The sequence below is a fragment of the Infirmifilum tikiterense genome, from assembly GCF_054696565.1.
On the sequence record NZ_CP182482.1, the window covers coordinates 519345 to 532929 of the forward strand.

General features: G+C 52.5%; 13 protein-coding genes and 2 tRNA genes. 6 read left to right on the plus strand and 9 right to left on the minus strand.

Translation table 11 applies throughout. From position 1 onward, the window contains the following. The first annotated feature begins 24 nt into the window (after window positions 1–24). Together rgy and ACNO7C_RS02930 are read left to right on the plus strand one after the other, a co-directional pair. Window positions 25–3804 (plus strand): reverse gyrase, encoded by a 3780-nt coding sequence (gene rgy / locus ACNO7C_RS02925; protein WP_460025495.1) that lies wholly within the window; start codon window positions 25–27, stop codon window positions 3802–3804. Window positions 3805–3819: 15 nt separating this feature from the next. Continuing rightward, the gene (locus ACNO7C_RS02930; RefSeq protein WP_460025496.1) at window positions 3820–4347 is read left to right on the plus strand and encodes a nicotinamide-nucleotide adenylyltransferase; all 528 of its coding nucleotides are present in this window, start codon (window positions 3820–3822) and stop codon (window positions 4345–4347) included. A gap of 41 nt (window positions 4348–4388) precedes the next feature. Here the strand turns inward: ACNO7C_RS02930 and ACNO7C_RS02935 are convergent. Continuing rightward, window positions 4389–4462 (minus strand) — tRNA-Gly (locus tag ACNO7C_RS02935). Between the two features lie 331 nt (window positions 4463–4793). Here ACNO7C_RS02935 and ACNO7C_RS02940 point away from each other — a divergent pair. Further along, a complete protein-coding gene (locus tag ACNO7C_RS02940) occupies window positions 4794–5027 on the plus strand; it encodes an Lrp/AsnC family transcriptional regulator (protein WP_326403599.1) in 234 nt (77 codons plus the stop codon). Between the two features lie 168 nt (window positions 5028–5195). Next, on the plus strand, window positions 5196–5990 hold the full coding sequence (locus tag ACNO7C_RS02945; protein ID WP_460025497.1) for a TFIIB-type zinc ribbon-containing protein: 795 nt from the start codon (window positions 5196–5198) through the stop codon (window positions 5988–5990). On the opposite strand, the gene ACNO7C_RS02950 is transcribed toward ACNO7C_RS02945, so the two are convergent. Then, window positions 5949–6494: a DUF359 domain-containing protein gene (locus tag ACNO7C_RS02950; RefSeq protein ID WP_460025498.1), complete on the minus strand. Its 546-nt coding sequence runs from the start codon at window positions 6492–6494 to the stop codon at window positions 5949–5951. The two genes, ACNO7C_RS02945 and ACNO7C_RS02950, sit on opposite strands and share 42 nt — an antisense overlap. Window positions 6495–6777: 283 nt before the next feature. On the opposite strand from ACNO7C_RS02950, the gene ACNO7C_RS02955 reads away from it, so the two are divergent. Further along, window positions 6778–6852 (plus strand) — tRNA-His (locus ACNO7C_RS02955). 55 nt (window positions 6853–6907) lie between these two features. Then, on the plus strand, window positions 6908–7705 hold the full coding sequence (gene rsmA / locus ACNO7C_RS02960) for a 16S rRNA (adenine(1518)-N(6)/adenine(1519)-N(6))-dimethyltransferase RsmA (protein ID WP_460025499.1): 798 nt from the start codon (window positions 6908–6910) through the stop codon (window positions 7703–7705). Here the strand turns inward: rsmA and ACNO7C_RS02965 are convergent. The 7 genes from ACNO7C_RS02965 to ACNO7C_RS02995 all read right to left on the minus strand — a co-directional run bounded on the left by ACNO7C_RS02965 (window position 7688) and on the right by ACNO7C_RS02995 (window position 13371). Next, a complete protein-coding gene (locus ACNO7C_RS02965; RefSeq protein WP_460025500.1) occupies window positions 7688–7966 on the minus strand; it encodes a 50S ribosomal protein L37ae in 279 nt (92 codons plus the stop codon). The genes rsmA and ACNO7C_RS02965 overlap by 18 nt on opposite strands. Window positions 7967–8430: 464 nt before the next feature. Next, window positions 8431–9261 (minus strand): exosome complex protein Rrp42, encoded by an 831-nt coding sequence (gene rrp42, locus ACNO7C_RS02970; protein WP_460025501.1) that lies wholly within the window; start codon window positions 9259–9261, stop codon window positions 8431–8433. Further along, complete coding sequence (gene rrp41 / locus ACNO7C_RS02975) at window positions 9254–10000, minus strand: exosome complex exonuclease Rrp41 (protein WP_460025502.1); 747 nt, start codon at window positions 9998–10000, stop codon at window positions 9254–9256. The genes rrp42 and rrp41 overlap by 8 nt, the downstream gene beginning before the upstream one ends. Then, a complete protein-coding gene (gene rrp4 / locus ACNO7C_RS02980; protein WP_460025503.1) occupies window positions 9997–10695 on the minus strand; it encodes an exosome complex RNA-binding protein Rrp4 in 699 nt (232 codons plus the stop codon). The genes rrp41 and rrp4 overlap by 4 nt, the downstream gene beginning before the upstream one ends. Before the next feature lie 4 nt (window positions 10696–10699). Next, window positions 10700–11404, minus strand: coding sequence for a ribosome assembly factor SBDS (locus tag ACNO7C_RS02985; protein WP_460025504.1), 705 nt, complete (start codon window positions 11402–11404; stop codon window positions 10700–10702). 50 nt (window positions 11405–11454) lie between these two features. Further along, on the minus strand, window positions 11455–12168 hold the full coding sequence (psmA, locus tag ACNO7C_RS02990; protein WP_460025505.1) for an archaeal proteasome endopeptidase complex subunit alpha: 714 nt from the start codon (window positions 12166–12168) through the stop codon (window positions 11455–11457). 30 nt (window positions 12169–12198) lie between these two features. After that, the gene (locus tag ACNO7C_RS02995) at window positions 12199–13371 is read right to left on the minus strand and encodes a PUA domain-containing protein (protein WP_460025506.1); all 1173 of its coding nucleotides are present in this window, start codon (window positions 13369–13371) and stop codon (window positions 12199–12201) included. Window positions 13372–13585: the final 214 nt, after the last annotated feature.

Consider the following 13585-nt stretch of genomic DNA (forward strand, 5'->3'; position numbering starts at 1 on the left):
CTGAAACTACTCCTCACGAGGAAAGTGGAGGAGAACATACACGCGATCTTCCGTGAGGCGTGCCCCAACTGCGGTGGTCCTATAACCGACACCAGGTTGAACCAGAGGCTACCCTGCTACGTTTGTCTCCCCTCTTCAAAGAGCCCCCGTGGACTCGAGGAGCCAGTAGACCTAGAAAGCTACAGGAGCTTTCTGGCCTCAGTTGTAAGGCTCTTGAAGGAAACGGGAAAAACCGAAAGGCTGGGTTATGTGCTCAAAATCGAGGAGGAGCTCTCAGAGTTCACCTCGTTCTTCGAAAAGGCCTTAGCCAGCAAACCTTGGTCTGCGCAGGTGACCTGGGCTAGGAGAGTGATTAAAGGGTCAAGCTTCGCGGTCCTTGCCCCAACAGGTGTCGGTAAAACTGTTTTCGGCATAATCATGGCCCTTTATATGGTCTCCAAAGGCCGACGCGCTTACCTTATCCTCCCCACAACAACCCTGCTGAACCAGGTCTACAAGAAGACCCTCCTATTCTCGGATCGCGTTGGAGTGAACAAGGACTCTATAGTCACCTACCACTCGGGGCTCTCCCAAAAGGAGCGCGAAGAGGCACTTGAGAGGATAGCCAGGGGGGAGTTCTCACTCCTCTTATCAACCTCGCACTTCCTATCGCACCACTTTGACAAGCTCTCCTCTATGAGCTTCGACTTCATATTCGTAGACGACGTCGACTCGGTTCTAAAGTCATCTAAAAACATAGAGAGAATACTGACCCTACTCGGCTTTTCCCAGGAAGAGATCTCAACGGCGTTCGAGATCGTGATGCTTAAGGGAAAGCTCGCATACTCTCAGCGCAACAGGAAACAGAGTGAAGAAGCGACAAAAGAGCTGGAAGAGTTGCAGAGGAAGCTAAGCACGATGCTGGCGAGTAAGGGGAGAAGGGGCGTTTTGGTGGTATCTACGGCTACGGGTAGGGCGCGGGGAGTTAGGGTGAAACTGTTCCGTGAGCTTCTAGGATTTGAGGTGGGTACGAGGAGCGAGCAGCTGAGGAATGTACTAGATGTTTACGCACTAGTTACAGATGGAAAACCAACCGAGAGCGCTATAGAAATAATCACGAAGTTGGGCTCAGGCGGCTTAGTGTTTTTCCCGATGGGAACACCGGAGGAGGAGCTCGCGAGCGTCGCGTCGGAGCTCCGGTCGCGCGGGATAAGAGCGGAGTACGTTTACCGCAGAGTGAAAAAAGGTGTATTGGAGCAGTTCAGCGAAGGGGGGTTAGACGTCATCATAGGGATAGCGAGCTACTACGGTTTGCTAGTCAGGGGTCTCGATCTTCCCCAAGTTGTAAAGTATGCGGTGTTCGTCGGTGTTCCCAGGTTCAAGTTCAGATTAAAGCCAGAAGAGCTAACACCATCTAGGCTTCTCCAGCTGGCTTCAAACATATCGCAGATCTCAGAGAAGGGCGACAGAGCCGAAATAGACAGGCTCATAGCCAGCGTGAGGAACAGGTTGCTTCAGCTGGACGCTAACCAGTATAGGCAGGTGCAGGAGCTCTACGCCCGCGGCGATGCGAGCGGTAGGTTCTCGACCCTCATTCGGAACCTCCTTAGGTTGAGATCTATCGTGGAGAAGTATCTTTCGGATAGAAAGGTTCTGGAGAGGCTGTCTGCCGAAACGGCGGTGAAGCTTGTAGAGGAGAACGGAGAGCTATACATGCTCATACCTGACGTCTTCACGTATGTGCAGGCTTCAGGTAGAACGTCGAGACTATACGCCGGCGGGATCTCGAAGGGGTTATCGATAGTTGTCGAACAAGACCAGGTTCTCCTGGAGAAATTCATGAGATCTATGAGGTTTTACTCGGGGGATTCTCAATGGAGAAGGATCGACGAGATTAATCTCAAGGAGGTTATCCAAGAGATTTCAAAGGAAAGAGATTTCATCCGCAGGGTCCTTGCAGGGGATGTTTCCGGGGCTGTGACCAAAGACCTCGTGAAGTCTACCCTCGTCGTCGTCGAGTCTCCCACCAAGGCGAGAACCATCGCATCGTTCTTTGGCAAGCCTACTAAGCGCAAGTTTAACGGCATAATATCTTACGAAACGTCAACCGGAGACAGGATTCTGCAGATCGTGGCGTCCCAGGGTCACGTATTTGACCTTATAACTTCGGCGGAGTTCTTTTTCAGAGGCTTCAGCGACAATAAGTACGGAGTTCTGGTTAATGCGGAGAGGAAAGCGTTCGTCCCGGTGTTCACCTCCATTAAGCGGTGCCTGGACTGCGGGCGTCAGTTCACAGACTTCAAAGCCGACGGTAACACGTTCAACTTTAAGGGCAAGGGGTCCAGCACCAGGGTGTGCCCTTACTGCGGCAGCCAGCGGGTTTTGGACAAGCTAGACATTGTGAGAAGCTTGCAAGAGCTAGCGTCGGAAGTGGACGAAGTGCTCTTGGCCACGGACCCGGATACCGAGGGTGAGAAGATAGCGTGGGACGTGTACCTAGTGCTGAAACCGTTTACACGCGTTTTAAAACGCATAGAGTTCCACGAGGTTACTCGTAGGGCCTTCGAGGAAGCGCTGAGAAGCCCCCGGGAAATAAACATGAACCTTGTAGAGTCCCAGCTTGTTCGCCGCATCGAGGACAGGTGGCTTGGCTTTGCTTTAAGCAAGAAGCTTCACGAGAAGTATGGGTCGCGCTGGCTATCGGCCGGTAGAGTGCAGACGCCGGTCTTAGGGTGGATAATCCAGAGGTACCGTGATTCGTTAAGAAGCGTAAAGCCCGTCTTCCGGGTCACGCTCGAGAACGACGTCTACCTAATAGTCGAGGACGTCCAGCTAAACGGTAAGCGCCCGAGCGTTGTTGCGGAGGAGCTTCAAGGGAGCGAAGTTACGGTGGAGAAGAAGGCGGCTGTAGAGAAGCTACTGAACCCGCCGCCCCCCTACACCACGGACGCCATGCTTAGAGACGCCAATGAAGTTCTCGGAATGAATGCTGACGTGGCGATGAGGATCGCGCAGCAGCTCTTCGAGAGCGGTCTGATAACCTACCATAGAACGGATAGCACTAGGGTTTCGGATGCAGGTTTGCAGGTAGCGAGAACCTACCTATCGGAGAAGTTTGGGGCGGAGTTCTTTGTTCCACGCCGATGGGGGACTGAGGGGGCGCACGAGTGTATTCGACCGACAAGACCCTTAGACGCGGAGACGCTTTCGACCATGATACAGCAGGGTATACTGCAGCTACCCATCCCTCTGACAAGGCAGCACTTTGCGCTCTACCGACTAATATTTGCCAGGTTTATGGCGAGCCAGATGCCTCCTGCTAGGGTGATAGAAGAAACCGTAGAGGTCTCGTCGGCGTACTTCGTGAAGACGTACGGTTTTGTGTCAGAGGTCTTGGAGGAAGGCTTCCTGAAGATGCTTCCCTTACGGCAGAACTTCAGGCTAAGCCCTGGAAAATACAGGATTGTCAGCGTAGACTACAGGAGAAGACCCACTGTGCCACTTTACTCTCAGGCCGACGTAATCGCGTTGATGAAGGAGAGGAACATCGGGAGGCCTTCAACCTACGCGGAGATCATCAAGAAGCTTTTCATCAGAAACTACGTCATCGAAGTTAAGGGAGGAAAGCTCGTGCCGACTAAACTTGGAGTAAGCGTTTACACGAGTTTGAATGAAAGCTTTGGGGACCTGGTGTCCGAGGAGACCACCAAGAAGGTTTTGGAGAAAATGGACGAGGTGGAAAACGGCTTAAGAGATTATAGAGAGATTCTCTACGAGTTCTACAACGATCTTATGCGTATCGAGAGCACGCCCCTGAAGGTTTGAGAAAAGGGGGTCTGCTTGAGGAGAGCTCTTTACATCGGGCGTTTTCAGCCATTTCATCTGGGCCACTATAAAGCGATAGAGTGGATACTCTCCCGCGAGGATGAAGTGATAGTCGGGATAGGTAGCGCTCAGGTAAGCTTCGAGCCAAGGAACCCCTTCACCGCCGGGGAAAGGGCGCTCATGATCTGGAGCACCCTCAGGGGCTCAGGCATGATCGAAAAAGTTATAGTCATCATGATTCCAGACACGATTTCGGAGCACTCCAAGTGGGTGTGCAACGTAAGGACGTTTTCCCCTAGCTTTCAAGTAGCTTACACAAACGACGAGCTCTCACGGATGTTACTGGAGGCGTCGGGGATTCCTGTGGAAGAAATACCCTTTTTCGATAGGGAGAAGTACTCAGGGACGAGAATAAGACAGCTTATGGCTCAGCGGAACCCAGCATGGCGCGCCCTCGTTCCGGTGCAGACAGCTGAGGTCATCGACGCAATAAACGGAGAAGAAAGAGTTCATAGGCTTTACAAGCTGGCTGGCCTAGTATAGCTCGAAAGCAGTTGAATGCGGGAAAGGAGTCAACCTGAAAGTGCGGCCGCCGGGATTTGAACCCGGGATCTGCGGCGTGGAAGGCCGCCATCCTTCCAGACTAGACCACGGCCGCTACCATGATCCCCTACTTTGTCTCAATATTTATTCTTTCTCCTCCCTAGATTTGCTCGGTAAAGAGTTAAACTATGCATTCTCGGCGCACCCCCCGAACTCTCTTTGAGGTTTTCTGGGGCTCCGGCTCCCTGCGGTTTGGAGTGAGTTGAGCAGGAGATAAGGTAATGGGACGATACATGTGGGTGTAACAGACTGACATGGCTCGTGTAGCTCCTCTGCGCAAGCAGAGGCAGACTGTCTCTGTACCTTCTCAGGCTCAGGAGCAGACACAAGCACTTACTTCTTTATGCGAAAATTCTTAAATAGCACCTTGCAGAATGATTTAATCAATGCCTACAGCTTATGTTCTGATAAACTGTGATATTGGTAAAGAGCGCGCGGTGATAGAGGAGCTGAAGAAGGTGCCAGGTGTAGTTGAGGCAAACCTCCTCTACGGTGTCTACGATATAATCGTGAAGATTGCAGGTAGCGATGAAAAGGAGATACGGGAGGTTATCCTCACCAGAATACGCATGCTGCCGGGGGTCAAGAGAACCTTAACAATGCCTGTTGTTGAAGTATAGCTATCGCAAATCTACTCTTCAGAGCTCACTGTCACTACATGGTTTGCGATAACTTGCGAATACTGGGCTCCATCTTTGAGCCTGTACGGAAATTTTTTATAATAGTTTAACACCCCCTCCTCGAATCAGCCCCCATTATATTTCAATCCATGAACAGCTGTTATTCGCGTGAGGTGCGAGGTCTGCGGCGGAGAGGTTGTCTTAGACCCGAGGGGCTACTACGTTTGCTCTCAGTGCGGCCTTGTAGTCGAGATAAGCCTGGACTCCACGCTTGCTGGGCGCGAAGTAGTTTCACGTAGGAGATCCCACAGCGAGGATTTTCACTTGGAAAGGCTGAACCTCATCATTACAGGCCAACTCGAGGACTACAGGCTCTGGAGAATCCTCAGCAAGGTCTCGAGCGCTTTCAACCTCAGTCCCGATGCGAGAAAAAGGATCCTGGAGGATTATAAGCGCTTCACCATCTTCCTTAGTAAACAGGAAGATGCGGGATTTAGAAAGACTGCTATCTTGGCGCTTTTGCTCTACCTGGAGTCAAAGAGGCGTAACCCCTTGGTGAACCTGCGAGACTTCGTTAAGACGCTTCGCGCACACGGTTTAAAGCTGAGGGTTCGAGACGTGCTTCACCTCTTACCTTTCGCCCGACAGTTTGGGCTAATTGCCAGCGAGTGGGATGCCGACCTTGAGGGCTTGATGGTAAACATCGCTGACCCAGGCCTACGGGAAGTCGCCAAAAGGCATGCAAAACTAATACTTTCCCGCATCAGGAGGTACGCTGTGGGGAGGAGTAGGAGGAACGTTGCCGCCGCAGTAGCCGTTATAGTGCTACGAAAGCTTGGCGTGGAAAGAGACTTATACTACTTCGCGAAGGCGCTCCGCGTGCCCTATTCGTCGCTGCGCAGCAATATTGATTTCGTCACATCACTGCTTCTCGAAACAGGTTTGGAGAAGTACCTCGGCTAATCTCTTGAAAAACGGTGTGCACGGGATAGCGCAGACGAATCCTTTCCAGTGCCCGTAGACAACCCAGCCCGTGTTAAGTCTGCACTCTCTTATGGCCACAAGCGACAGGAGATCCTCCTCTCCCTCCACGGCAACTCTCGCTCTGCCTTCAGCGGGTGTTAACCCAACAGCCTGACTCACCGCACTGTAGCACTCAGGGGTTATCGTTCCAGGGCTGTTCCTGCACTTGTACTCAGCCTCGATCCCCGATCCCCCCAGTTCCACTCTACGGCGAGTCTTTCCGTCAACTATCGCCACATTAGTGTACGCGTAGGTCTCGAAGGTGCTGGAAACAACGTCGCCGACTGTGATTATAAAGGGCTTACCGCCCATCCCCACCATCCTGCTCAGATTAAACAGCGTTCTCACGGAATCAGGAGGGTCTTCGAATATCATGAACCCCCAACCGTACGCGAGCATCGCTCGCCCCTCTTCACGAAGCACGAGCACGCGCTGAGGCTGCACACCCACCTCGTAGCAATGGTGCTTTTTAGCTTTTCCCGAAACTCAGGTACACGTTGCCGCACCAAGCGCAATACCTGGTAAGCGGTCCGCGGGCCGAGAAAGGATGATGAGGAGTTAAGAGGGCAGTGTGAGCAGAAAAGGAGAAGTTCGCATGTACTGCTCGACCACTAGCTTACACTCCCCCGGTCCAGTTTGCAGCAAGATTAGCTGTGAGTTGAGCACGAGAATAAACGAGGGAAAACTTAAAAAGAGCCGTCGCCAAGTACAAATCTGAGTAGCTGAGGCCCGGGTGGTGTAGCCTGGTTAACACGCCGGCCTGTGGAGCCGGTGAACCCGAGTTCAAATCTCGGCCCGGGCCCCTCCAGTCGAAAGCTTGATATTGCCTCGAATAATGAGCGGGAGGAAGGCATGCTGTGTCCGAGTGTTGGAGGAACTTAAAGCAACTCCACCTGCGTAAGCGTCTAGGGCAGCATATATTGGTGGATGAGCGGTACATAGAGCTGTTTACCGACGCGGTGGGCGAAGCGCGAGTAGTGTATGAGATAGGTTGCGGGCTAGGTAGCTTGACCTTGAAGCTAGCAAAACGAGTGGAGTACGTTTTTTGCAGCGAAATAGACCCTAACATGGTGTTTCTCCTAAAAGAGTGTGTAAAAGAGGTAGGTAACGCCGACATAGTTTTATCAGACGCCACCAAACTCGCGCTAAGTAGGAGCAGGCACGTTGTGGCGTCCAACACTCCATTTAACTTATCGTCAGAGATAGTGCTCTTACTGTGCAGGGATGAGGCCCTGGAGTACGCTGTTCTCGGTGTGCAGCGGGAAGTCGGGGAGAGGTTGCTGGCTCAGCCAACGTCGAGGAATTACGGCAGGCTCTCGGTTGTGGCACAGCTGTGCTTCAGCATCGATGAGCTGTTTATAATCCCAAGCCGAGCCTACGTCCCAAGGCCCAAGGTGGAAACAATGGTGGTTAGGATGGTTCCAACCAGGATGTTTCCCTCAAGCTTCCTAGAGCACCTTGAAGCATTTACTCGAAAAGTATTTCCTTATAGGAGGAAAAAGCTTCAAACAGGGCTGTCGATAGGTTTGGGCATCAGCAAGGAGCAGGCGCGGGAGATACTCTCACAGGCGGGAATAGACCCTGATAAAAGGGTTTATGAGGTCTCTCCCTGGGATTTTGTCAAAATCGTTAAGCACCTATCCTTTCAATCCTAGCGCCTTCAGCTCCTCAGGCGCGAAAGTGCGGCCAGCCTCTGTCCTAGGCAGGTAGGCGCCACCCGCGAATGTGTAACCGCACTTTTTGCACGACCATATGCCGACGCTAACTCTTTTGAGCGTGCCAACGCTCTGGCAACGTGGGCACCTGTGCTTGGCCTTCATCTTATGCTCGATGGCTGCGACTTTCTTCCTAAGCGTGGATCCATAGCGGGCTCCGAACCTGCCAGCCCTTCCGACTACTTTCGTGTGCTTACCCATAGCTTAAACACCACACGCCGAATTCCATCTCTCAATAAATTCTTTATGCTCTTCCTTTTCTTTCTTCGCGAGTTCCGTGACTTTTCCCATGATCCCTACATTGGCTTTAGGATGCCATGGGGCTCGCGCCTGGCTCATCCACCCCTTCACTGATCAGGGGCCCCCTCTTCGGGGTACTCATGGGCTCTGCGCCTTCGGCCAGTCCCGCCAAATTGCGCCCGCTCGGGGCTGTACGGCGGGGCTTTGCCTCGGCGCCTCGACAGCCGCCTCGCCACGCAATCCCAGACCTCGGCGCATATCTCGACTATCGCCGCTAAGCGCGAGAAGGGGTTATAAGCATTCACACAGGCTGTGCTCGACTAGGCCATGCCCACGCGTCGCGCTCGGAGATAATCTGTGCCAGCGCTGGACAAGAAGGAAAGATCGAGGTAAGCATGAGTGGGGACCGGAAAAAGAGGTGCTACTTATGCAGACTGTTGAACCGGTAAAGGCGGAAGCAATGGAAACAGGTTCTTTGCTGCCTCCAGAGCTAGGTCTCTGGCTTTGAGCAGTTCGCTCGGCTTCAAGGAACCTTCGCCGCTCTTTTGAATAGCGCATATTCTCCCGTCCTCTGTTATGCTGAATGTAATTTTCGTGTCACTGGCTATTTCCTCCTCCAGCGACGGGTCGACGACAAGGTACTCTCCTATCTTAGCAACCGTTACGAACACGACTCTGCTTTTTACAGGTAACGGGATCTTTTCGTCGAGAATGGATATTCTTCCGTTCTCGACATTGGTCTTTGGGATCTTTGCATTGAGAAGAGCACTCATCGCGGCTAAACCTGCAGCGTCGAGTATGTTCCCAGCGTGGTCCAAGGGGTAAATATCTATGAATACGGACCAAACCTTAGAGCCCGGTATTATCGCCAGCTTTGAAAGCTCTATCACTCCTGCGCTTCTAAGCCCTCTGTCAATAACCCTTGCCAGCTCGATGTCTTCTTCTCCCGGGGGTCCAGGCTCGAAGAGGGGTGAAGCGAGTGGTGAAAGTTCAGCGTTGACTATCAACACTCCCTCATCAGGAGTATCGCTAAAGGGATTCCCTATGCTCAGCTTCACTCCGGCTATGACTTTCGTGTCGCCAAGCCTGGCTATAGAGGAACCTTCAGCCTTGGTGATCACGCCGTTTTCCAGGCTCAGTTGTCTAATCTCCTCGGGTTTTCGGCCGTCGAGCCGCACCCCTTTCCTAAGCGAAGCTACCAGCAGCTCTTTTTTAACAACCGGTAGAATCCTTAGTCTTGAAACTGCATCACTCATCTTTCCCCACCTCTAATCTTACGGCTTCATATTTGCTTTTAAGCGCCTTAACCTGCTCTTCGTAGATTCTCTTGATCGCTCTCGAGGCCATGGCCACAGCCTGCTCCACCTCCTGCGGGGTATATACGCCATCGGCCTGTATGAGGGTGATTTCTCCCAATTTCGGCATCATAGCGATAGGCATATCGCCGTCACCGTACTGATCCTCGAGGCCGTTGATGTCGAGCACGAGGATGTCGCCGATTTTTCCAACAGCAATAGCCGCGACAAGATCTCTCATAGCTATCCCGGCGTCAGCCAGCGCCACTGAAGCGGCAATAATGCTGGCCGTCCTGGTGCCGCCGTCAGCCTCCAATACGTTGATGAAAACATCAATAGCGGTCCTTGGATACTCATTGAGGAAAATTGCCGGTGCAAGAGCCTCGCGGATGACCTTTGAGAGCTCTATCTCGCGGCGCGTAGGCTGAGGGCTCTTCCTATCCGCGACGCTGAAGGGTAACATCGCGTACCTGCACCTCAGAAGAGCCCTATCGCTCAGCGCCTCATGTCTAGGTGTGACCTCTCGAGGGCCGTAGACGGCAGCAACAACCTTGTTGTTTCCTAGTTCCACGTACGCGGAGCCGTCTGCGTTTTTTAAAATACCGGATTCAACCCTCAGCGGCCGCATCTCATCTGGTAAGCGACCGTCCGTCCTCCTGCCGTTCTCGTCGATCAGTTTCACATTTTTCGCCTTTGTCATTCTCTCAGCCTCGACTCTATAAACTCCCTGATTCTATCTGTGAGACCGGTTATATGGGCTTCTGCCTCGATCTTCTTTATTGCAAGCACAGCTATCTCCTCTTTTAAGGGATCATCGCCGACGACTACTATTCTGCCATTCTGGCCGACGATGAGCTTTACTCCTAGCATTTCCTCGATTAGCGACACCATGGATCCCTTCCTTCCGATTATCCTGGCAACCTTCTGAGGGCTTATCTCCACGAGGGAGCCCTTGGGTATCTTTCCAAGCTTGGATTCCTTGATGCTGATGACAGGGTCCTTTGTGTAATCGAAAGATATCACCTTTGCAAGGATAAGATCACCCTCGTCAAGTATCTTGGCCAACTCGTTTCTAGATATGTTAACTGGTTTTGACGTCACCTCGCTGACGGGGAGGATGGCTTCATAGGGAGAGTTTATGTCGACGATCCAGTTAGTGAGTCCCACCTCGACGACCTTCCCGATGACTCTGTGCCCTTCAACTGGAATATATTTGCCCTTGAGTGGAATGACTCTCACGATTTTGCGGTCTGGATCGATGTAAACAACGCCGAGGACCTTGGAGAAAAACTTCTTGTTGACGCGGTACACGTGGCCTTCTATGCTGAATTTACCCTGCTCGCCGATGGGGTCCCCCGGGATGACGATCTGCCTGTCTTTCACGTACAAGGTCATCTGCTCACACCTGCTCTGTTCGTAGCAACCTAACCTCTCCCTGGCCTCTCGTGAGGCTCGCGACTAGCTCCATGAGAGATGATTGCATCCCGGCAGGTATCTCGAGCTCAGCATTCAGCGAGCCGTCGGAGGAGTAGCTTTCCCGCAGGATTTTGCCGAATTTGGAAAGCGCGCTGTGGGCCTTCCCAACGTAGGGTGCCGGGATGTTAACAGCCATTATTGCTCTTGCCACCTTTAGCGGCAGGATCATTCGCAGGGCTTTTATTACGTCATTCACCTGCACTTCGACTGGTTTAAAGGGGTCGATGCTCACCTTTGCTTCCTCGAGCGCGAGTTCGATTCTCTTGGGGGGAATAGGGGTGTTCGTCCTGGGGTCAATCGTGTTACGCGACAGGAACTCAATTATCTGGCGCCTCTTCGACTCGATGAGCTCGCGGCGCTGTTCGGCTGTCAGCAGGAGCTCTCCTTTCTTTATAATAGTTTCAGCTATCGCGTAGGGATCCGAAGTACCGAAAACCCTCTTGAGGTCAACTTCTGAAGCCTTTAGCCCCTGTTTCGCGTCGGAGTAAATGAATTCTCCCTCTACAACCTCCCTAACGTTGATTTTTTCGCCGTTTTTCAGCGCCCAGGCCTTCTCGGCGTCGACGAATATTTCAAACCTCTTTCCACCTTTCTCGAGCCTCGCAATGCTTAGCTTCTTCTTCGACATAACGGCCTCAAAAAAGCAGAAGCAGGGTTTGTAAATAAATACTTGTGTGCCTAAAGCTTTGAGATGAGGGCGCTTACCTCGCTTGGGCTGAATATCTTGAAGCTTTTCTCGTATATGTCTATTTTGGCTAGCTCTATGTTCTCGGCCGCGAAGCCCTCCTCCATGGCCTCCCTCAGACCCCGCAGTGCAAGTAGCACTGCCTCGTCTATCTTTATATCTTCGTGGTACTCCTTTGTGAAGAGATCCAGCGCCTTCTGGGCACCTGCTCCTATAGCCCTAGCTTTACATCTCAAGTAGGTTCCACCGGGATCTGTTTGGATGAGATGCGGCCCCTTCCTATCGATGCCTGCAAAGAGAAAAGCTACGCCAAAAGGTCTAACGCCGCCGTGCTGGGTGTACACCTGCTTGATGTCGCAGATGCGTTTTACAAGAAGCTCTATGGGTATGGGTTCTCCGTAAACCAAGCGGTGGGTTTGAGCATAGACGCGGGCCTGGTCAATTAGGACGCGAGCATCCCCGAAGAGCCCAGCGAAAGCCACGCCGACGTGATCGTCTATTTTCTTTATCTTCTCAGTGCCCTCTACAAGGGGGGATGCGCTACGCTTCTCGACCGCCAGCACGACACCGTCGGAGGCCTTGACCCCGAGAGCTGTCATCCCCCTCTTCACAGCTTCGTAGGCGTACTCGACCTGGTAGAGCCTGCCCTCGGGGCTGAATATCGTTATAGCTCTGTCATACCCAGCCATGGGTGCTGCTGGGAACATACAATCACCCACCTTTTAACGAAGAGGCCCTTAATAATATTGTTGCCTCTCCTCGAGCCTCATCAGCGAGATGAAAAAGCCAGGGGTGTCGTTGTACACAGGGTCGAACACGGTCCCCTCTATTCCCAGTAAAGGTTTACGCAGAAGAAGAGGAGGGTTAATCCTGAGCGGCCTGAAACCTAATTTCATCGAGAAAAGCACATTCATCTCGTTCTCGTGCGGTGTAAGAGTACAAGTGGTGAAGAGTAATAGCCCCCCTTTCCTTAGAACCTTAGCAGCCTCAGTAATGAACTGACGCTGGTACTCTGCAAGCCTGTGAACATCAGTACTGTCCCTCGTGTAGCGCAGCTTCGGCCTCACACCTAGAGTGGTACAAGGGGGGTCAAGTATAACGGCATCAACACTACCTGTGTCTAGGACGTCCGTGATGTACCGGGAGTCGTATTGAATTGTTTTAACGGATTTTAGCCCCATTCGGGCCGCGTTCTCATCGATAACCCTAACCTTACTAGCCGACCTATCCACAGCGATAACCTCTCCCTTATCCTCCATGAGTATAGCTGCGTGGGTCGCTTTCCCGCCTGGAGAAGCGCACATATCCAATACTCTCCAACCAGGCTCGGGGTTCAGAAGCTTAACTGCAACCATGCTTGGCAGGCTCTGGTGGTACACTAAGCCCTCCTTATGCAGTGGATGTTCCCGTAGCGAAGGAGCTTTAAACACGGAATTCAACACCCTCACCGCGATCCCCCGTCTTTCCCTGAATATTTCATCCGGGCTCATCTCCAGGACCCCAGACGCAACTGGTTGCCCGCTTGGGGTCACCACCGTGACGAAATCCCCCTTTTCAGCTCCTATAACCCTCTGGACTCCCGGCGCGTAGACGTTTGCCCCGACGTAAACGCTCTCGGCAGTGTTCCAATCTACCACCACTCTCCCCCTGTGTAAGTGGACACTGTGGGGTCCTGTGACTCGCGCGTAGATAGCTTCTCTAACAGCTGGATGCATGTGGACTTCGTAGCCCTCCTCTCTCAGCCTTGACACAACCTCCACTGGGTCCGCTTTCAGGAGGTTCACGCGGAAAAAGTACCGAGAACTTGGACGACGAAGAGCCTCCTCTAACGCATCGATGTAAGTAGGGTCATAAAACCTCGAAAGATACCTTCTCATCCCCTCGCGTATCAATCTTTCCTGCGCAGACACGAAGCCCAACAGAGAGCGTCCTTAAAAACCGCTACGACGGCCTGTTCTACAGGATTGTTCGTAAGTACTCTGAGGTGCTAAGGAAGAAGGGGGATCGACGTGTTTATAGTAACCGAGGATCTCGCAGTTGTAACGCCCGAAACGAAGCTACCCTACAAGCTCCCAACCGTAGATAGGTGGAGGAGCCTGCCCCATGGGCAACCCCGAGGCTGAC